This is a genomic window from Alkalimarinus coralli, assembly GCF_023650515.1.
GTDB lineage: Bacteria > Pseudomonadota > Gammaproteobacteria > Pseudomonadales > Oleiphilaceae > Alkalimarinus > Alkalimarinus coralli.
Genome location: NZ_CP096016.1, coordinates 3,577,620 through 3,602,379, shown reverse-complemented (window position 1 = coordinate 3,602,379; position 24,760 = coordinate 3,577,620). Strand labels below are relative to the sequence as shown.

General features: G+C 47.6%; 27 protein-coding genes. 13 read left to right on the top strand and 14 right to left on the bottom strand.

Going from position 1 to position 24,760, the window contains the following annotated elements; all coding sequences use genetic code 11:
* Positions 1 to 100: 100 nt before the first annotated feature.
* The 4 genes from MY523_RS16115 to MY523_RS16100 all read left to right on the top strand — a co-directional run bounded on the left by MY523_RS16115 (position 101) and on the right by MY523_RS16100 (position 2,620).
* Entirely contained in the window at positions 101 to 613 is a 513-nt protein-coding gene (locus tag MY523_RS16115) for a disulfide bond formation protein B (protein WP_250655706.1), read from the top strand.
* A 182-nt stretch (positions 614 to 795) separates the two neighbouring features.
* Positions 796 to 933 carry a hypothetical protein gene (locus MY523_RS16110; RefSeq protein ID WP_250655705.1) on the top strand — a complete coding sequence of 46 codons (138 nt, stop codon included), beginning with the start codon at positions 796 to 798 and terminating at the stop codon, positions 931 to 933.
* Positions 914 to 1,384, top strand: a complete 471-nt coding sequence (rsd, locus tag MY523_RS16105) for a sigma D regulator (RefSeq protein WP_250655704.1) — start codon at positions 914 to 916, stop codon at positions 1,382 to 1,384. The genes MY523_RS16110 and rsd overlap by 20 nt, the downstream gene beginning before the upstream one ends.
* Before the next feature lie 276 nt (positions 1,385 to 1,660).
* Positions 1,661 to 2,620, top strand: coding sequence for a WD40 repeat domain-containing protein (locus MY523_RS16100; RefSeq protein WP_250655703.1), 960 nt, complete (start codon positions 1,661 to 1,663; stop codon positions 2,618 to 2,620).
* A gap of 77 nt (positions 2,621 to 2,697) precedes the next feature.
* On the opposite strand, the gene bamJ is transcribed toward MY523_RS16100, so the two are convergent.
* The 3 genes from bamJ to MY523_RS16085 form a co-directional block, all read right to left on the bottom strand.
* The gene (gene bamJ / locus MY523_RS16095) at positions 2,698 to 3,387 is read right to left on the bottom strand and encodes a BamJ family beta-barrel-assembly machinery protein (RefSeq protein ID WP_250655702.1); all 690 of its coding nucleotides are present in this window, start codon (positions 3,385 to 3,387) and stop codon (positions 2,698 to 2,700) included.
* A 261-nt stretch (positions 3,388 to 3,648) separates the two neighbouring features.
* A complete protein-coding gene (locus tag MY523_RS16090; RefSeq protein ID WP_250655701.1) occupies positions 3,649 to 4,143 on the bottom strand; it encodes a DUF4124 domain-containing protein in 495 nt (164 codons plus the stop codon).
* Positions 4,144 to 4,271: 128 nt separating this feature from the next.
* Complete coding sequence (locus tag MY523_RS16085) at positions 4,272 to 4,871, bottom strand: TIGR02444 family protein (protein WP_250655700.1); 600 nt, start codon at positions 4,869 to 4,871, stop codon at positions 4,272 to 4,274.
* Positions 4,872 to 4,909: 38 nt separating this feature from the next.
* Between MY523_RS16085 and MY523_RS16080 the strand changes: the two genes are divergently transcribed.
* The gene (locus MY523_RS16080) at positions 4,910 to 6,826 is read left to right on the top strand and encodes an ATP-binding cassette domain-containing protein (protein ID WP_250655699.1); all 1,917 of its coding nucleotides are present in this window, start codon (positions 4,910 to 4,912) and stop codon (positions 6,824 to 6,826) included.
* Positions 6,823 to 7,488: a glutathione S-transferase gene (locus MY523_RS16075; RefSeq protein WP_250655698.1), complete on the top strand. Its 666-nt coding sequence runs from the start codon at positions 6,823 to 6,825 to the stop codon at positions 7,486 to 7,488. Before MY523_RS16080 ends, MY523_RS16075 begins: the two co-directional genes overlap by 4 nt.
* A gap of 15 nt (positions 7,489 to 7,503) precedes the next feature.
* Here MY523_RS16075 and ppx read toward each other — a convergent pair whose 3' ends face one another.
* Positions 7,504 to 9,030 carry an exopolyphosphatase gene (ppx, locus tag MY523_RS16070; RefSeq protein ID WP_250655697.1) on the bottom strand — a complete coding sequence of 509 codons (1,527 nt, stop codon included), beginning with the start codon at positions 9,028 to 9,030 and terminating at the stop codon, positions 7,504 to 7,506.
* A 197-nt stretch (positions 9,031 to 9,227) separates the two neighbouring features.
* Here ppx and trxA point away from each other — a divergent pair, with 197 nt between their 5' ends.
* Positions 9,228 to 9,554, top strand: coding sequence for a thioredoxin TrxA (gene trxA / locus MY523_RS16065; protein WP_250655696.1), 327 nt, complete (start codon positions 9,228 to 9,230; stop codon positions 9,552 to 9,554).
* A gap of 109 nt (positions 9,555 to 9,663) precedes the next feature.
* Here trxA and MY523_RS16060 read toward each other — a convergent pair whose 3' ends face one another.
* From MY523_RS16060 to MY523_RS16025, 8 genes are all read right to left on the bottom strand, one after another.
* Positions 9,664 to 9,801 carry a TIGR02808 family protein gene (locus MY523_RS16060; RefSeq protein WP_250655695.1) on the bottom strand — a complete coding sequence of 46 codons (138 nt, stop codon included), beginning with the start codon at positions 9,799 to 9,801 and terminating at the stop codon, positions 9,664 to 9,666.
* Between the two features lie 40 nt (positions 9,802 to 9,841).
* Positions 9,842 to 10,441: a NapC/NirT family cytochrome c gene (locus MY523_RS16055; protein ID WP_250655694.1), complete on the bottom strand. Its 600-nt coding sequence runs from the start codon at positions 10,439 to 10,441 to the stop codon at positions 9,842 to 9,844.
* Between the two features lie 34 nt (positions 10,442 to 10,475).
* A complete protein-coding gene (locus MY523_RS16050) occupies positions 10,476 to 10,931 on the bottom strand; it encodes a nitrate reductase cytochrome c-type subunit (RefSeq protein WP_250655693.1) in 456 nt (151 codons plus the stop codon).
* A gap of 1 nt (position 10,932) precedes the next feature.
* On the bottom strand, positions 10,933 to 11,808 hold the full coding sequence (gene napH / locus MY523_RS16045) for a quinol dehydrogenase ferredoxin subunit NapH (RefSeq protein ID WP_250655692.1): 876 nt from the start codon (positions 11,806 to 11,808) through the stop codon (positions 10,933 to 10,935).
* Positions 11,805 to 12,602 carry a ferredoxin-type protein NapG gene (gene napG / locus MY523_RS16040; protein ID WP_250655691.1) on the bottom strand — a complete coding sequence of 266 codons (798 nt, stop codon included), beginning with the start codon at positions 12,600 to 12,602 and terminating at the stop codon, positions 11,805 to 11,807. The genes napH and napG overlap by 4 nt, the downstream gene beginning before the upstream one ends.
* A 71-nt stretch (positions 12,603 to 12,673) precedes the next feature.
* Positions 12,674 to 15,166, bottom strand: a complete 2,493-nt coding sequence (gene napA, locus MY523_RS16035; RefSeq protein ID WP_250655690.1) for a nitrate reductase catalytic subunit NapA — start codon at positions 15,164 to 15,166, stop codon at positions 12,674 to 12,676.
* The gene (locus MY523_RS16030) at positions 15,163 to 15,537 is read right to left on the bottom strand and encodes a chaperone NapD (protein ID WP_250655689.1); all 375 of its coding nucleotides are present in this window, start codon (positions 15,535 to 15,537) and stop codon (positions 15,163 to 15,165) included. The genes napA and MY523_RS16030 overlap by 4 nt, the downstream gene beginning before the upstream one ends.
* Before the next feature lie 7 nt (positions 15,538 to 15,544).
* The gene (locus MY523_RS16025) at positions 15,545 to 16,141 is read right to left on the bottom strand and encodes a ferredoxin-type protein NapF (RefSeq protein WP_250655688.1); all 597 of its coding nucleotides are present in this window, start codon (positions 16,139 to 16,141) and stop codon (positions 15,545 to 15,547) included.
* Between the two features lie 328 nt (positions 16,142 to 16,469).
* Here MY523_RS16025 and MY523_RS16020 point away from each other — a divergent pair, with 328 nt between their 5' ends.
* The 6 genes from MY523_RS16020 (at position 16,470) to maiA (ending at position 23,376) form a co-directional block, all read left to right on the top strand.
* Positions 16,470 to 18,287 carry a type IV pili methyl-accepting chemotaxis transducer N-terminal domain-containing protein gene (locus MY523_RS16020; RefSeq protein ID WP_250655687.1) on the top strand — a complete coding sequence of 606 codons (1,818 nt, stop codon included), beginning with the start codon at positions 16,470 to 16,472 and terminating at the stop codon, positions 18,285 to 18,287.
* Positions 18,288 to 18,297: 10 nt separating this feature from the next.
* Positions 18,298 to 18,951: a two-component system response regulator NarL gene (gene narL / locus MY523_RS16015; protein WP_250655686.1), complete on the top strand. Its 654-nt coding sequence runs from the start codon at positions 18,298 to 18,300 to the stop codon at positions 18,949 to 18,951.
* Between the two features lie 390 nt (positions 18,952 to 19,341).
* Positions 19,342 to 20,442: a 4-hydroxyphenylpyruvate dioxygenase gene (hppD, locus tag MY523_RS16010; RefSeq protein WP_250655685.1), complete on the top strand. Its 1,101-nt coding sequence runs from the start codon at positions 19,342 to 19,344 to the stop codon at positions 20,440 to 20,442.
* A gap of 59 nt (positions 20,443 to 20,501) precedes the next feature.
* Positions 20,502 to 21,629, top strand: a complete 1,128-nt coding sequence (locus MY523_RS16005; RefSeq protein ID WP_250655684.1) for a homogentisate 1,2-dioxygenase — start codon at positions 20,502 to 20,504, stop codon at positions 21,627 to 21,629.
* 42 nt (positions 21,630 to 21,671) lie between these two features.
* Entirely contained in the window at positions 21,672 to 22,652 is a 981-nt protein-coding gene (locus tag MY523_RS16000; RefSeq protein ID WP_250655683.1) for a fumarylacetoacetate hydrolase family protein, read from the top strand.
* An 82-nt stretch (positions 22,653 to 22,734) separates the two neighbouring features.
* Positions 22,735 to 23,376 carry a maleylacetoacetate isomerase gene (gene maiA / locus MY523_RS15995; RefSeq protein WP_250655682.1) on the top strand — a complete coding sequence of 214 codons (642 nt, stop codon included), beginning with the start codon at positions 22,735 to 22,737 and terminating at the stop codon, positions 23,374 to 23,376.
* 4 nt (positions 23,377 to 23,380) lie between these two features.
* Here maiA and MY523_RS15990 read toward each other — a convergent pair whose 3' ends face one another.
* Positions 23,381 to 23,620 (bottom strand): CDGSH iron-sulfur domain-containing protein, encoded by a 240-nt coding sequence (locus tag MY523_RS15990; RefSeq protein WP_250655681.1) that lies wholly within the window; start codon positions 23,618 to 23,620, stop codon positions 23,381 to 23,383.
* A 60-nt stretch (positions 23,621 to 23,680) separates the two neighbouring features.
* Positions 23,681 to 24,607 (bottom strand): hypothetical protein, encoded by a 927-nt coding sequence (locus tag MY523_RS15985; RefSeq protein ID WP_250655680.1) that lies wholly within the window; start codon positions 24,605 to 24,607, stop codon positions 23,681 to 23,683.
* Positions 24,608 to 24,760 lie beyond the last annotated feature (153 nt).

Genomic DNA, 24,760 nt, shown 5'->3' with positions numbered 1-24,760 from the left:
TTTAATTAACTTGCAACATTTGTGGCAAGTTATTATGTTCTGCCTGATACCCATTAACTTTTATTAAATGGCTGCTGACCAAGTTCTGTTGGAGAACTCAATGACGATCCCTGCTCCTCGCATACTCAACCTGTTGCTTTTTATTGCCTGTACATCACTAATGGTTTTTGCCTTTTTTCTTGAACATATTAAGGGTCTTGAGCCCTGCCCCTTATGTATGTCACAGCGGATCGTGGTCATTGCCATTGCCATTCTGGCACTTATTGCGGCCATACATAATCCTTCAAGCGTTGGCGTAAAGGTATATGGCGCATTGTTAATCGTTTTGGCGGCAATGGGTGCTGCGTTGTCCTCAAGACAGCTCTGGTTACAAAGCTTGCCCGCAGATGAAATTCCCGCCTGTGGCCCTGGCTTAAGCTATATCGTTGAGAATATGGAGTACTTTCCTATGCAGGAAGTGTTAACGATGATGTTGAGCGGTACAGGCGATTGTGCAGAGGTTCAGTGGGTCTTTTTAGGACTCAGTATACCGGGTTGGACGTTAGTGGTATTTACCGGTATGGGGCTTATGGGGTTGTACCAATTGTTGAGAAAAACAGATCAGCGCACATAAGTAATCTGCTTCGGAATAAAATAATACAGGCCTAATATTTACAGAAAAAATGCGAGATTTATTGGCTATTTTTGACTGAATTACCTAATTATCCTTGCGATGATTTCACATTTTGTTTAAGTTCAGAGCTTGCTTCGTTTTCAAGGCTCGCATAAAGTAATAGATGAGCCTGTAGGGGGCGGATGAAAACAATAAACCAGGACGCAGCGATTATTCGACTTTATATTTTTCAGAACGATTTTCTGAATCAGGTCATCATCGATATGCGCTTGCGAAAAGACGTGGGTCAAGGGGACTGTTATGCTCGAGAATTGCCGTAATGCAAAAGAGCGTTGGGGAGGCGTGAGTGATATCGTCGACAAGTGGTTAAAAGAACGGCAGGATCTAATCGTTCTTTATTGCGAAATCACATCAACCGAAAGTGAGTCGCCCGAAGCGTTGGTCGCTAAATACCAACACTTCTGCCAGATTCTTGTAGACTATGTTTCTGCCGGGCACTTTGAAGTGTACGAACAGCTTATCCAGGAAGCCAAAGAGTTTGATGACGGTGGGTTGGAGTTAGCTAAAAAAATTATTCCTAAAATCGAACTGACCACCGAGATTGCTTTAACGTTCAATGATCAATTCGATGAAGTTCATAAAGTTGACGATGGTTTGGTGTCGTTAGGAAAGAAAATGTCCAAGTTGGGCGAAGTGCTTGAAGATAGATTCGAGTTTGAAGATGCACTTCTGGAAGCATTGCATAACTCGCACGCAGATCAAGTTGCCTAAAAACTGAACTGCTTGGCTTGCTTTCCTGGCAGATAGAGTAAGCTTATGGCGTTTGATACGCCTGACTGATAGTCCCTTTTTTAGTTAAGCAGGATTAACTTTAATTATCCTGCTTAACCCCTCTGTTTTTGTGATTTTTTAATAAACTACTTCTTTTTCCCTCATTTCTTTAGCTAAACTGATAGTGAGCCGTTGCCTGTTCAGGCTGTGTATATTCACTAGGAGTCTTCTTGTTTGATGAAAAAAACACAATTTAGCTTTCGCCCATGTGTGCGGATGACTAGTTTATTAGGGGGGATGCTGCTGTTTGCCAGCTTGTACGGGTGTGGCGGGAAAGGGCCTGAATCAAAAGCTGAACTGGCTGTGCAAGGTTTTTTGAGCGGAGACCTATCGCAAGATGGTCGTTATGCGCTAGTGGGCTCTATACACCATGGCGGTAGCTTATGGGATGTCGCCAGAAAAGAGCGTTTGTACGACTGGAATCATGCCGCGGGAGAAAAAAGCCTGATTAGAGCGGTGTCTCTGTCTGGTGATGGAACATTGGCAGCGACCACTGTGGAAGATGATATTGTTCTTTGGGAAACGGCTACCGGAAAATCAATTGCCTTTTGGAAGGCACCGGCCAGAGTTTTATCGCTTAAGCTGTCCTGGGATGGAAGTCATGCATTGTTAGGTATGATCAATCATGATGCAATGTACTTTGATATGAAGGCGGGAAGCAGGGTGTTTACCTTTCCACATGAAGCTGAAGTCAGGTCGGTTGATTTAACGGATGACGGGCGACTGGGAATTACCGGGGCAGATGATTTAACAGCTAAAGTCTGGGATCTAAAAAGCGGTGAGCAGGTGCATGTGTTCAGCCATGAAAACCAGATTAAGACGGTGGCTATTTCCGGCAAAGGAAAATACGGTTTCACCACCTCCCAAAGAGAAGATTCAATTGTCTGGGATTTAAAGAGTGGGCAAGCAGTTTTAACATTGCCGAACCGTTATACCAATTTCACAGTAGCAGGCTTTTCCCGAGATGAGAGTAAACTGTTGTTAGGGACGTTTCAGGGCGCGCTATCGTTGGTGGATATTTCGTCGGGAAACGTTGAGTCCAAATGGCAGGCAAGCCCTCGTAAAGCATACGGCGGCGCCTCAAGTAAGGCTGTGATTGCGGCTGAATTCTCACCTGGAGGCAACGGTATTATCGCACTGATGACAGATGGAATGTTGCAGGAGTTTGCTAAGTAACTTCATGCCCAGCTAAATAAAAAAGCCCATGCGCTGACAAAGCTGCATGGGCTTTTTTTATGGCGTATCGATTAACGTTATTTCTTTACTTCCAGTAACTCAACTTCAAATAACAGTGTTTCGTTAGGGCCGATGTTGCGATTTCCACCGGGGCCATAGGCTAAATCTGAAGGAATGTAGAGGTTCCACTTACTGCCTTCATTCATCAGCTGCAACGCTTCTGTCCAGCCTGGAATCACTCCGTTCACAGGGAAGCTAACAGGTTCCCCGCGCTCGATTGAGCTGTCGAAAACGGTTCCGTTTATCAGGCTCCCGGTATAGTGCACTTTTACAGTGCTGTCCGCTTTGGGTTTGTTTCCTGTTCCTTCTTTAATAACTTTATACTGCAAGCCGCTGGCAAGCGTTACGACACCTTCTTTGTCTTTATTCTGCGCCAGAAAGGCACTTCCTGTTGCTTTATTGTCTTCTGCCACTTTTTCAAATTGCTGCAGCTGCTCTTGGCGTTGACTATTTTGAAAGTTTTTAAGCACTTCCTCTATCTGTGCGTCGCTTAACAGGGCAGGGTCGCCTTTAAAACCGTCCTTAACGCCTCGAATAAACACATCTAAATCCAGGCTTGGGAGGTCGTTGGTCATGCGCTTACCAAAGATAAGGCCGAAACTGTAGCTGACCTTCTGCTCGTCGCTTTCCAGTGATTTAACCGGGTCGGCAGCATAAGTTAGAGAGGACGCGCTTAAGAGTGCCGCAGCCAAGAGCATTTTTTTCATTGGGTTGTGATCCTTAGTATGTATTTAACTGTTTATTATTGAATAACTTAGGAGCCTGCCTTGTCTAGGCTCCTTGCCGAAATAGGGTATTAACTGAATGGCACTTACTTAAGACATAATGACTCAGTACTGTCATTCCCGCGCAGGCGGGAATCCATTTGGAACGGAGTCTACAACCCTATGGATCCACGCGTTCGCGAGGATGACAAGTTTAAGTAAGTGCCATTCGGGTATTAACTTACTTGTTTTTTACCAGAGAGGCTACTTTTTATCTCGGTTGCCTACGACCGAGTCGAGGTGCTGGTTACGCTGCTCCATCATCTCACGAACTGCGTGGGCATCATCAACAATGTTGAGTGCGCGATCCAGTGTCAGTATATCTTCACTGTCTTTGGGCGGCTGGTAAGCTGGTTTTTTACTATCTTTCTTGGGGGCCTCCACTTCGGCAGTCTCTGTCTCCTTCGGCACCGGTGTCGACTGAATAATGTTGGTTTTATCATCGACGACCAGCGTACTAAACTGAGCCCCTTCCGGAGCCTGGTCACCATAGTGCCAGACGCCATTTTTATCTTTCCACTTATAGACCGTACGCTCAGAATTAAGTGAAGGCGGGTCTGATACCAGCGCGCTGGGAGTCAGGTCTTTAACGCCGGGTAAACTCATCATGGGTTCACCTTGTTTATTCTTCATAAAAAAAGGGATTGCCAAAGCACCGCCTAAAATAATGAGGGTAAAAACCCGGTAAATCCACTTCATAATGCTATCGTTCTCGTTTGCTAGGAGTTACAACCATCATAGTATATCAAGAGTAACCATTCATCCGGTTTGCCAGCTAAACAGGTCGCTTTGAACGTTACTCGGCGCGATTGCATGCCACTGTAGTTTTACTCGCCGCCAGGAAAGTAAATCTCAATATGGGAACGTTCGTGATTGGGAATCGTAGCCTGAACAAGGCTAACCAAACAGGGGGTGACCAACCGCGAAATGCGTTCATTATCTTGTAGCGCTTGCTCAGTATAGCTCAATAGGTTGAAAGATAAGGTTTGCAGCGTGTTTCGTTTTGTAGTCGGGCGGGATAATTTGTCGGTTTGTTTAAATAATAGCGCCTGCTCAATTTGCTCTGCCTGCAATTCGGCACTTTGAACGGTGGCCCTTAACTGAGGGTGATGTGGGGCGCTGTGCTTTAGTTGCTTTCGTATATTGCGAAGAGGTGTGACGGTTTGTTCGCTCCATTCTGCCAATAGTGAGTCAGCAGCCAGTGCTTCAGCTAATAGCTCTTTTCGCTCAAAGCCAAGCCAGCAGCAGAAGAGTAGCCGGTTCACCTTTAACCCGTATTCGTCCTGCAGGTGTAGCAGCGTGCGCTGAGCATCAGCGCTCTTCCACAATGAAATTGAAAAATCCCAGAAAGGCGTATTCAGGGGTAACTCTTGTGGCAGTGAAAAGGTACTGCCGCTGAGAGCAGAGCTGTTTGTTTGGTCTGGCATGGTTTAGTTTATTCCTCGGTCAAGGTAGAATGCCGCCCATGTTAAATATTGAAGCGTTAAGTCTACTACGCGGCGGTAATACGCTGCTAGACCAAGTTGAAGTGACGATCCACTCGGGCCGCCGTGTGGCTATTGTGGGTGCCAATGGTACAGGTAAAACCAGCCTGTTTAAATTGATTCTGGGTGAGCTGCATGCAGATGAAGGGCAGCTGACACTGCCAGGGCAGTGCCGTATTGCCCATATGCAGCAAGAGGTCGACAATATTGATCGCACGGCTCTGGAGCATGTGATTGATGGCCACAAGGAGCTTAGAGCACTGCAGGCGGCACTAGCCCATGCAGAACAGCAAGATGATCATAGCAAGATGGCCCAAATACATGGCCAGCTAGATGCCATTGATGGTTACAATGTTAATGTAAGTGCCGAACAGTTGCTGCACGGTCTTGGGTTTTCTCAGGCGGATATGAATCGATCCGTCAGCGACTTTTCTGGTGGCTGGCGTATTCGTTTGAATCTTGCTCAGGCGCTTATGTGCCCATCAGACCTGCTATTGCTCGATGAGCCGACCAACCACCTGGACTTGGATGCTACCCTCTGGTTAGAGCGCTGGTTGAAACAGTATAAGGGGACGTTACTGTTCATCTCTCACGACCGCGACTTTATTGATAGCGTCGCCAGCCATGTGCTTCATCTGGAAAACAAGAAACTCAATTACTATACCGGAACCTATTCTGACTTTGAGCGACAGCGAGCCGAACGTCTGGCCCAGCAGCAAGCAAACTTTGAAAAACAGCAGCAACGAATTTCGGAGATAGAAGATTTTGTCCGTCGTTTTAGAGCCAAGGCAACCAAAGCCAAGCAAGCTCAGAGCCGTTTAAAAGAGCTGGAGCGAATGGAAAAAATTGCTGCCGCTCATGTTGATTCGCCATTCCACTTCGAATTCCCATGCTCTGATAAAATGTCAGACCCGTTACTGAATTTGAAAAAAATCGCTGTTGGTTATGGTGATAAAACGATACTTGATGGTGTCACGCTGAGCATCCACCCGGGAACACGAATAGGCCTGTTAGGGCCGAACGGTGCGGGTAAGTCTACCTTGATCAAGTCGTTGGTGGGCAACCTGACGCCATTGACCGGGGAACGGGTATGTGGAGAGCATTTAGCCATTGGCTACTTCGCACAGCACCAGCTCGAAGCGTTAGATCCGCAAGCTTCGCCCGCTACTCATATTCAGCGGCTTTCACCTACCGAATCTGAGCAGTCGATTCGTAATTTTCTGGGCGGGTTTGGTTTTCATGGTGATGATGCATTTGGGGATATTACGACCTTTTCTGGCGGCGAAAAGGCCCGCCTGGCATTGGCCATTATTGCATGGCAGAAGCCGAATCTGCTATTGCTTGATGAGCCAACCAACCACCTCGACCTGGAGATGAGGCATGCGCTAACCATGGCGCTGCAAAGCTTTGAAGGCGCAGTGATTGTAGTTTCACACGATAGGCATTTGCTCAAAAATACTGTTGAAGAGTTTCTATTGGTGGCAGATGGTAAGGTCGAGGTATTTGATGGTGACTTACCAGCCTATGAAAAGTGGTTGCTTGAGTATCAAAAGCAGGCCGATCAATCAGTCAGCAAATCTGTTGGCAACTCTGATAATGAGTCGTCGGAAGATAAAAAAGAACGAAAGCGCTTAGCCGCAGAGTTAAGGAAGCGCATCAGCCCTTTGCGAAAGCAGTTGGAGAAAGATGAAAAGTCTATTGACCGCTTGCATGTAGCGCTGGAGGAAATAGAGACACAGCTGGCTGACCCGGACATCTACACCGATGCTCAAAAAGACCGCTTAAAGCAGTTATTACAACAACAAGCAGAAAATAAAACAGAGCTTGAAAGTGTAGAGCTGAGCTGGTGTGAACTGAGTGAACAGATAGAAGCGCTTCAGGCTGAAGCAGTCGAATGAGTTCTCAGCCTGTACTTTACTCATTTCGGCGTTGCCCTTATGCAATGCGGGCCAGGATGGCGCTGAGTTATAGCGCTATACCGGTTGAACTTCGAGAAACTGAGCTTAAAAACAAACCCGCAGAAATGCTGGATGCATCAGCAAAAGGCACCGTTCCTGTGCTGGTAATGCCTGATAGCCAGGTCATTGACGAAAGTTGGGATATCATCACGTGGGCACTTGAGAAGAGCGACCCTCAGAAATGGATGCCAGCCTCTGGTACTTCACAATTTCATGAGTTGAATGATCTGATTCATACCAACGACTACGAATTTAAAGGCTATCTGGATCGTTACAAATATGCAGATCGCTACCCTGAATACTCGGCCGAGCACTATCGGGCTCAGGGCGAAGCGTTTCTTGGCAGCTTAGAGCGCAGGCTGAATGCCAGTCGATATATACTCGGGCACGATATTTCGGTTGCTGATATTGCCATCATGCCCTTTATTCGTCAGTTTGCGCATGTAGACATTAACTGGTTTGAGCATGCGCCATATCCAAAATTAAGAACCTGGCTTAAAGCATTTCTGCAGTCGTCGCTATTCAATGGGGTGATGAAAAAGTACAAACCCTGGCAAGCAGGTGATACCCCTACAGCACTGCCGACTTATGTTGATCAATAAGCCGACTATATAGCGCTAGGATATCGATAAAGTATAACCCACTGCTTTTAACTGCTCGGCTTCGCTTTCCAAATCTGCTCGTGTGAGAGGGTGTTGTTTCAGCCAACCTGGCTCAAACTCAAGACTGAGTGTATCGCTATTAGCGTCAATTTTGAAGGTTGTTGACTGGCTTCCGTCACGACTTCTATTCAGAGTAACGGCCAACCTCAACAGTATTGATAGTCTAAGCAAAGGCGTTGTTTGCTCGTCAGAGTAGCCAGAAAAAATGTCGGCACTGAGCTTACGGCGGTGACTGCGAATTAAAGAGGCGATAGCCTGCTGTAACTGATTAGAAAACCCGGACAAGTCTGAATACTTAATCAGATATGCGCCGTGCTTATGGTATTGAGTGTGGGAAATTGCCAGACCAATTTCATGAAGCCGGCTTGACCAACGCAGAAGGTCGGCAAAAAAATCCGCGTTGAGACCCCAGTAATGTTGAACCTGACGAAACGCATACATGGCTGTTCGTTCGACCGTTTGCGCATGGGGTGTATCAACCCTATAGCGCTCCTGAAGCGCTGAGATTGTCCTTTCCCTGACATCTTCATGTTGTATTCGGCCAATCATGTCATAGAGAAGCCCTTCCCGTAACGCACCATCGGCGAACGTCATGATATCAATCGCCAAGACTTCAAAGCAGGCGCAGAGAATGGCAAGGCCGGAGGGGAAAATGGAGATCCGGTCTTTTTTAACGCCCATATCATGTAGTTGATCGATATGGCCGAGTGAAACAACGTGGGCTTTAAGTTGGTTGAGTGATTGCGCCGTAATGCCTTCTTTTGAGTAACCAAGGCTTTCGACTAACTGTGCAATGGCTTTAATTGAGCCTGATGAGCCGATGCTCGTTTGCCAGCCGAGGGTTTGAAAGCGATATTGAATGTTAAGAAGCTCTCTGGATGCGTGAGTGATGGCAGCCTGCATCCCTTTTTCGGTTATTTCGCCATTTTTGAAATAGCGCTCACGAAACGAAACACAACCCATGTGTAAGCTTTCAAGGGCTTGTGTTTCAAAGCGTTCGCCAATAATGAACTCAGTGCTTCCCCCACCAATATCAATAACGAGTTTTCGACCGGCGTCATCTGCCAGTGTATGCGCTACGCCTAAATAGACCAGACGGGCTTCCTCCCGGCCAGCTATGATCTCAACAGGTGCGCCTAAAACGGCTTCTGCTTTACGGGTAAACTCCCTTGCATTCTTGGCGACACGAAGGGCGTTGGTTCCGACCACCTGAATAGCATTAGGGGGGATGCCCTGCAATCGCTGGGCAAATCGCCTCAAGCAATCAAGGCCCCTTTCCTGGGCTTCTTCAGAAAGGTAATTTTTGTCATCTAACCCTGCCGCTAGTTGAATTTTTTCGCCCAGCTTGTCCAGAGTACGAATTTCGCCGTATACCGTGCGACCAACTACCATATGAAAGCTGTTGGAGCCCAGGTCGATAGAGGCTAGTGTTTCGGGAATTTCGTTCGTTGAAGAGTTATTACCAGAGTGCAATGACGTCACGTGCCTTGAAATCCTCTGTTGAACCTATATATTAGAAACCATCTAAGGCAATCATAAGCCAAAGATGGATAATATGACACTTGCAGTCAGTGGTTTTTGATTAAAGTCACTTTGAATTGTGTGTTTATTTAAGTCTTTAGTGGCCGATTGGCGAAAATGTTTACCACAACTATTGACGACAACATCAGGAAACCAGAATGAGTGACAAAATTGTTAACGTAACCGATGACTCTTTTGAAGAAGAGGTCTTAAGTGCTGATACGGCTGTATTGGTTGATTACTGGGCAGAGTGGTGTGGGCCTTGTAAGATGATTGCCCCTGTTCTGGAAGAGATTGCTGATGAGTATGAAGGGCGTCTTAAAATCTGTAAGTTAAATATCGACGAGAATGAACAGACTCCACCGAAGTTTAATATTCGTGGCATTCCTACATTGATGCTGTTTAAAAACGGCAACGTTGATGCTACTAAAGTGGGCGCGCTGTCTAAATCTCAGTTGACTGCATTTTTGGATAGCAATATCTAATGTGTTGATGTCTGGAACTGCGGACACTTAGTCATCCTCGCGGGAATGACATGAGACCAACAAAAAAGGCGAGCTATCATAGCTCGCCTTTTTTGTTGGTTTTATATCTTTACTGTTTTTCAGCGTTGCCCGTTACTTCCAGCAGGAAGCACGCGACGGCTGCGGTTACGGCAAACCCAACTATAAAAATAGTCGGCATTGCAGCATAACCCAGTACAGTCCAGATCATGGCTTCTAAAGGACTCATATTTCTCTCCTAATCCAGTGATGTGAAGCGGGCACTATTGCTAGTGCCAGCCCTCAACGCCTTCCATATCAGGTAGCCTGTGAGCAATCCCCTTGTGGCAGTCGATACAGGTCTTCTCACCGGAAGCCAGTGCCGTAGAGTGCATTGTAACAGAACGGCGGCCCTGCTCACTGAAGTCCATAGACTCAAAGTTGTGGCAGTTACGGCATTCACGTGAATCGCCATCTTTCATGCGTTTCCACTCACGTAGCGCCATACTTTTACGGTGCTCATCAAACTTCTCAGGTGTGTTAATAATACCGGTAATTTTGCCCCATACTTCTTTACTGGCGGCAATCTTACGAATTATTTTGTGCGTCCAGTCTTTTGGTACGTGGCAGTCAGGACAGGTCGCACGAACACCTGAACGATTACTAAAGTGAATCGTTTCGCGATACTCCTGATAGACATTGTCTTCCATTTCGTGACAGCTGATACAGAACTCTTCCGTATTTGTAAGTTCCAGTGCGGTGTTAAACCCACCCCAGAATACAATACCAGCCACAAAGCCAAGGGCAAGGATAATGCCCATGGCGATGCTACTGGGCCGCGTTAATAGCGACCAGTAGCGACCGATCAGACCTTTTTTTTGATTAGCCATACTTTAGCTCTCCACTTTCTATCATCTTCAAGCTCTATTTGGCGAGCGGCTTCACTGAGTTAAAGTTGTTATCAACTAGTGGTTTAGCGTCGGCCTGAGGTACATGGCATTGATTACAAAAATAACGGCGTGGCGACACATCGGATAGCTGCTGTCCATCACGGGTTTCAAAGTGAGTCAGACTAATTTTGGTCGCGCCCGCTTTTTTATAGTTCGTCCAGCTGTGGCAGGACAAGCACTTGTTGCTATTCAGGTCGACACGATAGCCTCGAATTTGATGAGGAATAAGTGGCGGTTGGTGTAAATAGTCCCGCTCAAACGTTTCGCGGTCTCGCGGAACCCGCTTAAGTGAGTCTGCGGTATTATCGGTATCAAGCTCCGTTGAGCCTCTGAGTGATTGAACACCACCAATATCAGCCCAGGCTGAACCGGTGACCATTATGCTAGCCAGCAAACTGACAAAGGCAACAATAGTTAGTCGTTTTTTCATGTTATTTCTCCGCCTCGTTGGCAAATCTCGAACTGTAGTGAAAAACATCTTTTGCGCAAATATCGATACAGCGTCCGCAATTGGTGCAGTCGGATGCGATGATGACAGGGCCGACGCCTTTAGCTTCACCCTTAAGAGCAGGCCTGATAACCTGGGGCTCCGGGCAGACAGCGTAGCAGTCCATACAGTCATTGCATTTTGACCTGTTGGCAGCACTTACTTTTAATGGGCTGAATTTACCCACTAAACTATAAAAAGCACCCATTGGGCATATATGCCCACACCAGCCACGGCGGCTGATAAATAAATCAAAAAGAAATATGGCGATGATGAGAGTCCAGCCCATTCCCATTCCAAATAGGAGTCCGCGGTGCAGCATTGATACCGGGTTAACCAGCTCCCAAACCACATACCCTGTAAACAGGGGGGTAATCAGGCACATGATTAGTATCCAGTATCTAAGTGAGCGAGATAGCTGAGTACTTTTACGCAGCCCTAAGCGGCGGCGCAGCCAGCCTGCACTATCTGTCACAATGTTAACCGGGCAAACCCAGGAACAGAAAACCCGACCTCCAACGATAAAGTAGAAAGCAAAAATGATCAGAGCACCCGCTAAGGCTGTCAGTTCGGGTTGGTGACCGGAAAAAAAGGTCTGCAACACCAAAAATGGGTCTGCCATCGGGATTGTGCCGAATAGTAAGCTGGCGCTCAGGTTGCCTTTAATCCACCAGATACCTGCTAATGGCCCGAGCAAGAACAACCCTAAAATGCTGAGTTGAGAGACTCTGCGTAGTAGCAGCCATTGATGGGTTTTTAGCCACCCTTTTTCAACTATTGCGTCCTGTCCGATGACCGCGCTTTTTGCTGGTGCACTCATTTTTTACCTCCTGTGGGGGCAATATTGAGTTTTTCAGCCGAATTGCTTGGCATTCGGTTAGGAAGGTCAATAATGTCAGGAACCAACTCTTTTCCGGCTTTTTCTTTCTCTTCCCAGCCCCAGCGATAGTGCTTGCCGAGTTCTCCTTTTGCCAGCTCTCTCGGCATAACCTTGATCGCAGCTTCTTCGAGAACGCAGGCATGCTCGCACTTACCGCAGCCGGTACAGATGTCTGAATGCACCACGGGTTCAAATATCGCGTGAACACCCGTGCGGGTGTTTTGCAGTAGATTGAGAGTGATCGCTTCTTCTATCAAAGGGCAGACGCGATAACAAACATCACACCTTAAGCCTTGCATATTGAGGCAGGTCTCTCTATCAATCAGCACTGCAACGCCCATTCTGGCATCATCAATATTGGTCAGTTGTGGGTCCAGTGCCCCGGTTGGGCACGCCTTAACACAGGGAATGTCGTCACACATTTCGCATGGCACTTTCCTGGCGTCAAAGTAGGGTGTCCCGGTGGTCACCGGCTCAAACAAACGAGCCAATTTTAATGTGTCGTATGGGCAATCTTCCACGCAAAGTCCGCAGCGCACACAGGCGCCCAGAAAATCATCTTCTATTAAAGCACCAGGCGGACGCAGAGCCAGAGCTGCATGAGTCTTACTTTGTTCGCCATACATTCCCAGCCCAAGCCCAAGCAGGCCAACACTGCAAGCAGCATGGCCGCTGTCAGTTAAAAACTGACGGCGACTAAGGGCCTGTTGGTTGTTCGCTTTTTTGGTTGCCATGGTGCTTACCACTTCTATTTATCGTTTAAGCCTTATTTCATATACGCGCACATAACTGTGCGCGCGGCGTTTTAGACTTTCACTACCTTAACTGCACACTTCTTATAATCGGTCTCTTTTGATAACGGGTCAGTCGCATCAAGGGTTAGTTTGTTGGTTAACTGACCTGCATCGAAGAATGGCATGAAGACTAGACCGGCTGGTGGGCGGTTTCGGCCACGGGTCTCGACGCGGGATTTGACTTCGCCACGTCTTGAGCTGATCACTACTTCATCACCACGGCGGAGACCGCGTGATTTTGCATCGTCCGGGTGCATAAACAGCACTGCATCAGGGAATGCCCGGTACAGTTCGGGTACACGGCGTGTCATGGTGCCACTGTGCCAGTGTTCCAGTACTCGACCAGTGCTTAACCACAGGTCATACTCTTTATCGGGTGATTCCGCTGGTGGCTCATAAGGCAGCGCAAATATCCACGCCTTGCCGTCAGGTTTACCATAGAATCGAACCCCTTCACCTTTTGGTACATAAGGGTCATAGCCTTCTCTGAAGCGCCATAAGGTCTCTTTGCCGTCTACAACAGGCCACCTTAAGCCGCGAGCCTTGTGATACATTTCGTAGTCTGCAAGGTCGTGCGCTTTGCCACGGCCGAATATTGCGTACTCTTCGAATAGCCCTTTTTGTGCATAGAAACCAAAATCACGAGACTCATCGTTCAAGCGATCTTCAGGCACTTCAGATAGAGGGTATTTATCAACCTGGCCATTCTTGTAAAGAATGTCGAATAAGGTTTTGCCACGGTACTCAGGCTTTTTCGCAAGCAACTCTTCTGGCCAGACTTCCTCAACTTTAAAGCGCTTGGAAAACTCCATGAGCTGCCACAAGTCAGACTTTGATTCACCAGGCCCTTTAACTTGCTGATACCATGATTGAGTACGGCGCTCGGCATTACCGTAAGCCCCTTCTTTTTCAACCCACATAGCGGTAGGAAGAATCAGGTCAGCTGCTTGAGCAGTCACGGTTGGGTATGGGTCTGAAACCACGATGAAGTTTTCAGGATTACGGTAACCCGGGTAGCCTTCTTCGTTCATATTGGGTGCGGTTTGCATGTTGTTGTTACACATAACCCAATACGCATTCAACTTGCCGTCTTTCAGCATGCGGTTTTGCAGTACAGCGTGGTAACCTGGTTTTGGAGGAATCGTTCCTTCAGGCAGCTTCCAGATTTTCTCTGCTTTGTCACGATGCTCTTTCTTTTTAACCACCATGTCTGCTGGCAGACGGTGGGCAAACGTGCCCACTTCACGTGCTGTACCGCAGGCAGAAGGTTGACCTGTCAATGAGAATGGCCCGCTACCAGGCTCCGAAATCTTACCGGTGAGCAGGTGAACGTTGTACATCAGGTTGTTGGCCCAAACTCCACGAGTATGCTGGTTAAAGCCCATTGTCCAGTATGAAACAATTTTTGCTTTAGGGTCTGCATAAAGCTTGGCTAACTTCTCAAGGTTCTCCTTAGGAACACCTGACATTTCGTGGGCATAATCTAATGTGTACGTTGATACGAACTTGGCGTACTCATCAAATGAGATGTCTTTTGAACCGCCTTTGCCGGAGTTTTTAGCTTTTTGCTCTAGCGGGTGCTCTGGGCGCAGCCCGTAACCAATATCAGTGACACCTTCTTTAAAGCGGGTGTGTTTATTAACGAAATCTTTGTTAACCGCGCCGTTTTGAATGATGTAATTGGCAATATAGTTCAGCAGAACCAGGTCGGTTTGTGGTGTAAAGATGATTGGGTTATCCGCCAACTCAAAACTACGATGCTTGAAGGTGGACAATACATGTACCTGAACATGAGGCGCACTCAAACGTCTGTCGGTCAAACGAGACCAGAGGATTGGGTGCATCTCTGCCATGTTTGACCCCCAAAGCACGAATGCATCGGCTTGTTCTAGGTCATCATAGCAGCCCATTGGCTCATCAATACCGAATGTACGCATAAAACCACCAACGGCAGACGCCATGCAGTGACGGGCATTCGGGTCGATGTTGTTGGTTCGGAAACCTGCTTTCATCAGCTTGGATGCCGCGTAGCCTTCCATAACAGTCCATTGGCCTGAACCAAACATACCTACCGAAGTAGGGCCTTTTTTCTTCAATGCGTCTTTGAATTTTTCAGCCATCACATCAAAGGCTTTATCCCAGGATACTGGGGTAAACTGGCCTTCTTTGTCATATTCGCCGTCAGTCATTCTTAGTAGTGGCGTGGTCAGGCGGTCTTCACCATACATGATCTTGGACAGGAAATAGCCCTTGATACAGTTAAGACCTTTGTTGACCGGTGCGTCTGGGTCACCCTGAGTAGCAACTACGCGCCCCTCCTGGGTTCCGACCAGAACGCTACAGCCAGTACCACAGAAGCGGCAGGGTGCCTTGTCCCATTTAATCGCCGAGTCACTTGATTTGGTAATCAAGTTAGAGGCTGAAACGGGAACTGCGACACCAGCTGCTGCTGCAGTGGCGGCCACCGCATTGCTCTTTATAAAATTTCTTCTGGTTAGTTTCATTTTTGCTCCTCCGAGTCGAGGTTTGTAGCGACTTTACTTTCTGTAAAATCTGTCTTTATTGTAGAGCCCACAGGGTCTGAAGAATCTATCGTATCTGAAGAGTCCAATTGCTCTGACTGGGAGAATACCAGTGAAGAATTAATAACCCCTTCGGTGTTATTGATCTCCGTAATGCGATCGATAATAAATCGTTCGCCTGGCTCTTCTTCGACAGTGACTACCAACTTTCCATCTTCATTTATTGCGTGCACTTCTACGCCGCGCATTAGCTCAAGTCGTTCTGCTACCAGGTTGCGGTTTTCGGGTTTGGTGTGAACGACAACGCCGGCCACACTGTAATCTTCATTGGAATAGCGAGGTGCTTTTTTCATTCGCTGATTAACCTGCCTTACGTGTGTTGCTGTGAGTGAGTGGCTGCATAGTGAGCGCATCATTTGGGCAGATACTGATGCACGCTCCACATCCGCTGCACAAGTCGTTATCGACAATTGGTGTTGCGATGCCTCTACTGCCTCCTGCGGATGCGCTTCCCCAGTTAAATGTAATTGCTTCAGGGTCACATGCTTCACCGCAGCTACGGCATACAACGCCTTTGAGAGTTAAACACTGGTCGCTAACAACAGGCGCCTGTTGCCATGCTTTGGCGGCGAGGTCGCTGTTAACAAGGTCACGGTTATCAGGGCTGCTGACGTGGCCATCAACATTGACTGCCCGGATGAGCGCACCTGTTGAGCAGGCATCCACACAATCACCACAGAAGGTGCACTCATTGTGTTTAAAATTTGTTGTGGGGAAACCGCCTGAACCGGGCATTAAAACATTCTCTGGACATTCACTCACGCAATCACCACATCGAGTGCAGAGCTCCAGGAATTTGGTCTGACCTACTGACCAAGGGGGTAGCAACATGGACGCTGAAGGCTTATATTGGCCTTTAAACAGCGATCTTCGTCCAAGATCTATTTCTCTGGACATGATATTAGCTTTACCGCTCTCTCAATTCTATTACGACAATTCTTTAAGTATTCTTTGATTCGCGTAACTTATTGATCCAGAATACTTGAGCAAAATTTAGGCGATAAATTTTGCTCCAAACTCAGCATAGACCGATGCGGAAAAATAACCATTGATAGCGGTCAATTTTATTGGGGTTGTAAAGTGTTATGAAAAGTAGGGTTATTGCTTTGTGAGTACGTTTGTTTTCTGTGTAATTGATTGAATTAAAAAGATTAAATATTGTTTTTGTCACTTAGATAATTTCAAGTAAATTTATATACCTATATATGAGTATGTGGAAGGTGTTGTGCGATTTTTAGTCAGAAATATTACTAAGGGGTCATTGGTTAGAAGAGCGATGTGGGGCTGGGCGGGTATTATTGTGCTGGTCTTAATTAGTATGGCTGCTTCTCTGATTATTATCCAGTCAACCGAGGGGGATGCGGAAAGAATTAACGTGGCAGGTTCGCTGAGGATGCAGTCCTATCGCATTTCGCAGGTTGTACTAAGGGTTAATCACGGCCTTCAAAAGACGGAAAGCTCGCTCGAAAAAGAGCTCAATGAATTTGATCGACGTGTAGAGACGCCCATTTTGGCTGAGCTGCTTGATTTGCCCCCATCCAACCTTGAACGCCAGTCGTTAGAGTCTGTGTTGCGAGAGTGGAGCGAACTAAAAACGCGCTTGAGGGTTCATGCTGAGGATGATGAATTGCCGTTGCTGGCTGAAATAGATCGCTTTGCCTCAGGTATTGATAAGATGGTAGGGCTATTTCAGGCGCATACCGACCTGAAAATTGAGCAGCTGCGTTATATTCATGGTGTCAGTATTTCGCTGGTTATTGTTATCGCTTTTCTGGCGTTGCTAGACCTTTTTAGAACAGTGGTTATTCCGTTGAGGGAGTTGGTGAATGCCGCAGATAAAGCAAAGCACGGAGATTTGAGCGCGCGGGTCGATTACTTAAAAAATGATGAGTTGGGGCTACTTGGTAATACGTTTAATCATATGGCCTCAAGTTTGGAAGTAACTTATCTTGAGCTTGAGGAGCGGGTGGCGAGAAAAACCCATGAATTACGCGCGCAAACGGAGTCTCTTGAGTTGTTGTATGAAACGTCGCGGCTGATCAATGATGGTGTTACTCATGCCAGCGCGATGCGATCGATACTGAACAACCTGAAACGAACGTTGGGAGGCGGGGACTTTGAGTTACACCTCACACCGCAGGCGCTGGCCTATGTTGACCCCTCTGAGAATTTTGGCCGTATTGAAAACGACGATGCGGAACCTCCGGTATCAGGTGCTGTGGAGCGATGGTTTAGTATATCTGACAAAAAACATAATTATGGCCGGTTGTTGTGGCGGGCAGAGTCGCCAAAAATCATTGAAGAGCAAGAGCAGTTGATCGTTGCTGTGTGTGATCTGGTCGCCTCTGCATTTAGTCGTGACTGGAAAAATGAACAGACCTGGAGGCTGTTGCTGGTTGAAGAGCGTGCCACCATCGCAAGAGAGCTACATGATTCACTAGCCCAGGCGCTCTCCTATTTGAAAATGCAGGTAAGTCGTTGGCAGACGCTGAGTGAGCGGAATGCAGACAAGCAGCAGCTTGCCGATATCACCGCAGAAATACGAACAGGGTTAAATGCCGCATATGGCCAGCTCAGGGAGCTGTTGACCACGTTTAGACTAAAACTGGATGAACCAGGGTTGGAATCTGCGCTTAAGGCAACGGTGGCAGAATATCGTGAACGTGGCTCAATGGAGATCGTGCTGGATTACCGGCTGGGAGAGATGGCGCTCAGACCTAATGCCGAAATTCATCTGCTGCAAATCGTGCGTGAGGCGCTTTCGAATGTGGTGCGTCATGCAAAAGCCACACGTGCGGATATTCTTTTTAATATAGGGCATGACAATAAATTGATTGTTGAGGTTTCAGACAATGGTGTTGGCCTTAACAAAGAGTCAGCTGGCCCGATGCATCATGGTGTAAGTATTATGAATGAGCGTACACAAAGTCTTGATGCCGAGCTGGCGATCAATAATAATTCGGAAGGCGGTGTAACGGTTCGCATTGACTGCGACATGGATAAAATAAAACGTACAGGCGAGACAACAATTCACGATAAATGATGGGGTAATCATGACAAGTGATAAAGAACAATTAAATATTCTGATCGTGGATGATCATCCAATGTTGCGTAAGGGGGTTATGCAACTGCTGCAGCTGGAAGCGGGGCTGGATGCAGTAGGTGAAGCAAGCTCAGGCCAGGAGGCGTTGGAAATTGCAGAGAAGTTAGAGCCTGATCTTATTTTGCTCGATTTGAACATGAAAGGGATGGACGGAATTCAGACATTGAAAGCGATGCGAGACAAAGATATTTATTCTCGTATTGTGATGTTTACGGTTTCAGATGACCATGATGACGTGATTGCTGCGCTCAAAGCGGGTGCTGATGGTTATGTGTTAAAAGAGACTGAACCAGAAGAACTGATCTCGTACATTCGACAGGCAGCAACGGGCACGATGGCTATTAGCGATAAACTAGCCGCAGTGCTGGCGTCGGAAATCGGCAACCGCAAAGGCGGAAAGGAACGTTCGGTAGATGGTTTAACCCAACGTGAGCGCCAGATACTGAAACAGATATCGGCGGGAATGAGCAACAAGATGATCGCCTCTAAGCTCGATATTGCTGAGGGAACGGTTAAAGTACATGTTAAGAATCTGCTCAAGAAGTTGAAGATGAGATCCAGAGTTGAAGCCGCTATCTGGGCCATGGAAAACAACCTGAACTAACGCGTATGCGCTCATTGAGCGGCCTATTGGTCAACAGGTTCAGCATCCATACCTGTGCTTCCTAAGGGACGGTTAGGCAAAAATGCGATTAATCGTCCATACTGTGTATATGTAGTATTGTTTACAACTATCATTTTATAGAGACCTTTGCACGACGTTATGAGCGAATCAAAGACAAGGCAAAACATGACGAAAAAGCGCAGTTTATAGTCTATAAGTCCCGGTCGACCCAGGAGAGCGCACAATTTTGAGTCATTTTTTAACGCAGTATTTGTAAGCGCAGTAGTCATGCAAAAGTCTCTTATAAGCACAGTCTATGAGCGCCACTTTAGGCGCTGCAAGTTTTATAGCTAGGCGGGTCACCCGTCTTTGGCTATAAAGGAGGTCGAAATGGGCCACGCGCACGATTATGCTAAGCAGTCGTTTAGTAATCCCGCGGGGACAGAAGGCTTCGAATTTGTCGAGTTCTCGTCCCCAGACTCTGAGCAGCTCTCAGCGCTATTTCTACAACTGGGTTTTCACCCTTTTGCACACCACAAAACACGCCCGTTAACCTGGTTTAAGCAGGGTGATATTCACTTTCTACTCAATGATGCGTCGTCAGCAGAGGGTAAAACCAATCAGGGTTTTGCATCTGAATTCTCAAGACAGCACGGCCCTTCTGCCTGCGCTATGGGGTTTAAAGTAACGGATGCCCAAAAGGCATACCAATATGCGCTCAGCCAGCGAGCCATGCCCTGCAAGCGGAAAATACTGGAGTTCGGTGTACCCGCTATTTTTGGTATTGGGGATAGCATTCTCTATCTGGTTGATGATGAAGTGAGAGATAAACTGTATCAGCAGCAATTTGAACCCGTTGAGCGTGAAGCAGCCGAGCACGAGTCGGCGGGGTTGACCTATATTGATCATCTGACTCATAACGTGTATCGCGGTCATATGGACCCTTGGGCTGAGTTCTATAAACGGGTCTTTAACTTCAGGGAAATCCGCTACTTTGATATTCAAGGGGAGATGACTGGGTTGCACAGCCGGGCGATGACCAGCCCGTGCGGTAAAATTCGCATCCCCGTCAACGAGGGTACGAGCGATGACTCGCAGATTGAAGAGTTTTTGAATGAGTACCATGGTGAAGGTATCCAGCATATTGCATTGGGAACCTCTGACATTTATCAGACGGTGGCACGGCTTCGTGCTAACGGTATCAAATTTATGGATGTCCCCGATACGTACTATGAAATGGTTTCAGATAGGTTGCCAGGCCACCATGAGGCGATTGAACAACTCAGAGATTTTCGAATACTCATTGACGGGCATGTTGAGTCGGGTGAATTGGTGTTGTTGCTCCAGATTTTTACCGAAACGCTGATTGGCCCGATATTTTTTGAGATTATTCAGCGGAAAGGGGATGAGGGTTTTGGCGAGGGTAATTTCCAGGCCCTGTTTGAATCGATAGAGCGAGACCAGATGGCGCGCGGGGTGTTGTCAAAGTAAACGCTAATGCTGTCAAAGTAAGTCTTAAGTCCCGATATAAAGACGAGCGAGGAAAGTAGATGATTCGTCGAATGAGCTTTCCACAACGCAAGGGAATATCCTCTCGGCAGGCTCATGCTGACCTGCCAGGAGAGGGACGCTATGAGCGAGAAGTAAGTCGGGAAGGTTTTTTTGGCCCGGCGACTCATATACACCACAAGCACGCACCAACCGGGTGGACCCGCTGGGAAGGTGATCTCAAACCGCGCGCCTATAATCTGTTGGCCCTGCCAATTGCACCTACCTCTCCATGGCAGGCGCCGCTCATGCTGAGCAACGCACATTGTAAAATCAGAATTTGGCGCTGTGAGCAGAGTATGTCATCACTGGTTAGAAATGCTGACGGTGATGACCTGCTGTTTATACACAAAGGGTGTGGGGAGCTGTTTTGTGACTACGGCCATTTGCATGTAAAAGAGGGCGATTACCTGTTAATACCTCGTTCATGTTTATGGCGGTTCGAGATTATTGAGCCGATGACCGTTCTTATGATTGAAGCGACGAACGAATACTACGGGCTGCCCGATAAGGGCCTTGTTGGGCAGCATGCGATCTTTGACCCGGCTATTCTTGACTCTCCCGAGATCAATGAGACGTTCATTCAGCAGCAGGACGAAAATCCCTGGCAGGTCGAGGTTAAGCGGTCGGGCGGCTGTTCGATTATTGAATACCCGTATAACCCACTTGATGCTGTGGGCTGGCATGGAGAGGTGTCTGTTGTCAGACTGAATTGGCGAGATATCAGGCCGTTGATGAGCCACCGCTACCACTTGCCGCCGTCTGCCCACACCACCTTTCTGACCCGCCGATTTGTTGTATGCACCTTCGTGCCGAGGCCGATGGAAAGTGACCCTGGAGCATTAAAAGTACCTTTTTATCATAGCAACGATGACTTTGATGAGATTATTTTCTATCACGCAGGCACGTTTTTTAGCCGGGATCATATTGAGCCAGGGATGCTGACGTTTCATCCGTGTGGTTTCACCCATGGCCCTCATCCCAAGGCGTACAAAACAGGCTTGAAAGCTGCAAAAAAAGAGACCGATGAAGTAGCCGTAATGATTGATACCCGAGACGGGATGAATATTGCTGACGGCATGCCGAGTGTGGAGTGGCAAGGGTATGTCAATAGCTGGCAGGAGACTTGATCACTTGTTTATTGCTTAAGGTAATGGGTTTAGGAGGTCTTGGTGAAACTGGCAACGTTAAGAAACGGGAGTCGAGATGGTGAGCTGGTTCTGGTCAGTAAGAATTTACGGGCGGCCGTGTATGTACCTGACATCGCATTGACATTGCAAGGCGCGCTTGATCAGTGGAAAAGCATCGAGCCCGAGCTACAGCAGCGTTACCAGCAGCTGAACGACGGTAAATTGGACGGTGTGTTTGCATTTGCCGAGTGTGAGCTGGAGTCTCCCTTGCCACGGGCCTACCAGTGGGCGGATGGTAGTGCCTATGTAAACCATGTTGAGCTGGTTCGGAAAGCCAGAGGGGCTGAAATGCCTGAGTCATTCTGGTCTGATCCATTAATGTATCAGGGAGGAAGTGATTCTTTTTTGGGGCCGGCTGACGCAATACCATTGCAGGATGAACGCTGGGGGCTGGACTTTGAGGCTGAGGTGGCCATCATTACCAATGACGTTGCGATGGGCGTGTCCAGCGCGGCGGCCCGGGAGTCCATTGTGCTAATCATGCTGGTAAATGATATTTCATTGCGCAACCTGATTCCCTCAGAGCTGGCAAAAGGGTTTGGCTTTTTCCACAGCAAACCTTCGACGGCATTCTCTCCTGTTGCGGTGACGCCTGATGAACTCGGTGATGCCTGGGATGGCGCCAAGCTGCACCTTCCTCTGTTAAGCCATCTAAATGAGCAGTTATTTGGTTCGCCTGATGCCGGGTGCGATATGACCTTTGATTTTCCTTCGTTGATTTCCCATGCGGCAAAAACCCGCACCTTAACTGCTGGCACCATTGTGGGGTCGGGCACGGTCTCTAATAAAGACGCATCTGTCGGCTCATCATGTATCGCAGAAAAAAGAATGCTTGAAAAGTTAGGCACCGGAGATATCTCTAGTCCCTTTTTAAACGCTGGGGATCGGGTGAAGATTGAAATGTTTGATAAGACTGGGGAGTCAATTTTTGGTGCGATAGAGCAGCGGGTGGTTCGGATTTAAGATTGTTAGATTGCTAACTCACCGTGTTTCCAGGTCGTGATTTTAATCGTTATATACACTGTTATAGCTGGGGGAAAGGGGTATGAAGCTTTATAGTTATTATCGCTCATCAGCGGCTTACCGGGTAAGGATCGCCCTAAACATCAAAAGGCTTCCTTATGACTGTAAACCGGTTCACCTTGTTCGAAACGGGGGGGAGCAATATTCTGCTGAATACACTGATGTTAACCCGCAGTGTTTGGTGCCGACACTGGACGTCGACGGCCAGATTATTACCCAGTCCAGCGCGATTATTGAGTATTTGGAGGAGCGCTACTCGTCACCACCGTTGCTGCCTGAAAGCCTTATTGATCGAGCCAGAGTACGGGCGCTGGTTCAAGTCATTGCATGCGATATTCACCCGCTTAACAACTTGCGAGTACTAAAATATATTGAAGGTCCGCTCGGCCACAATGAACAGGTTAAAACTGACTGGTATTTCCACTGGTTAGCCAGAGGTTTTGAGGCGATAGAAACACTGCTGGAAGAGGGGTGTGGTGGCGGATACTGTTTCCATGATCAGGTTTCGATGGCGGAAATATTCCTGATTCCACAAGTTTATAACGCGATTCGTTTCAATTTTGATCTGATACCTTTCCCTAAGATCAATGCAATATACCAGCACTGTATCGAGCTACAGGCATTTCGTGATGCCGCGCCAGAGCAGCAACCTGACGCAGAGTAACAGGCTACGACTTTTTATGGCTACCATCACATAGCGGTTGATTTGCCGTTTGTTTGCAGCCGCAAAAGAACACCCGCTTGGCTGTCGTAGCATGGTAGCTTACGGGCGTAAACGCCGTACCTTTGTGAGAGCCATCGCAAAATGGCTGGTTTTTACTTTGGCCACATGCGCACCAAAAGTATGTTTTTCCCGCCTCTGTCTCGACCAGATAGGGGGGGTCAGATGCTCGTTTTGGGCTGCTCATACTGCTGTCTTCCTTTAGTCTGTGCCGGGGGCGTTTATTGGCCAGCGTGGTCAAACATGTTTAATGTATCCGCTTTCGGTCTTCGTCCAGCCCCTGCCAAAAGGCGAAAACGCCATCCAGCATTTCATTGCCTCGGGTAATGAACAGGTCTTCGTCGACCGTGTTATTAAAATAGTAACTCTCAAGTTCTTCCTGGGTGTGGTTGGCATGATTGGCCTCAAGCTTGGCGTGCCAGGTAAAGAATGTCAGAGGCAGAGCATCTAGCTTTCTGCTGGTTTTATAGCGAGAGAGGCCCTCTACTAACTCATCCCAAAAACCGGCGGCGGCCCAGTTTTCAACCGCGTATGATGCAGCGGTTGAGGTGGCATAGTCAGCAGCACCATAGAGCCTGATAAGCTCATCGCAAAAAAACAGTGTTTTCTGGGTGCCAAACTGGCGTCTGCCCAATTGCTCGAATGTTATACCCAGATGGCTGGCCATTCGGTTAAGCAGCTCGAAATGAGCGGCTTTGAAATGGAAGTTGCCGCCTTCGATACTGCCTTCAATGTCACCAAAGTCACGTTCATCTTTAGTCAGTGCAGGTTGATCACCTTCAGAGTGGGTCTGCTGGGGATTCTTTTTGTATACCACGCCTATTTCGTTGGCCAGTATCTCTTTAGACGCACGCATCTCTTCAATGCTCTCTGCGTTAATCATCTTCTCAAGTTGCGCAACAAGAAACTGGTTCGAGAAAACAGAAAACTGAACGATGAGTTGCTTAATCTGTGCGTCATTGGGCGTTGATTTGCTAAACCAGCGGGTATAGGGGTTATGGGTAATGACTTTGTGATTGAGCAGTTCGCTATTGATGCGTGTTTGAAAGGCTATGAATCGTTGAGCTTTATTGATGTCAAAGTGACCTGATTGTATTTCTTCGACGGTGTGTGGTGTGAGCTTTTCTAACCCATGGATTTTCCGGTACGACTCGAATGAAGCGTGATGTTTCATGCTGACCTCCCTCCAGAATAACTCATGTGCAGAGCAGGCTATGGGTTGCCTGACCAGGCAGCAGGCTTCGGGAGTTATAAATTAAAACGATTATTTATCAGTTTAGTCGTTGATTTAGGTGCTGTCAGTTTAGGGGAAGGTTATTCGCTCTGT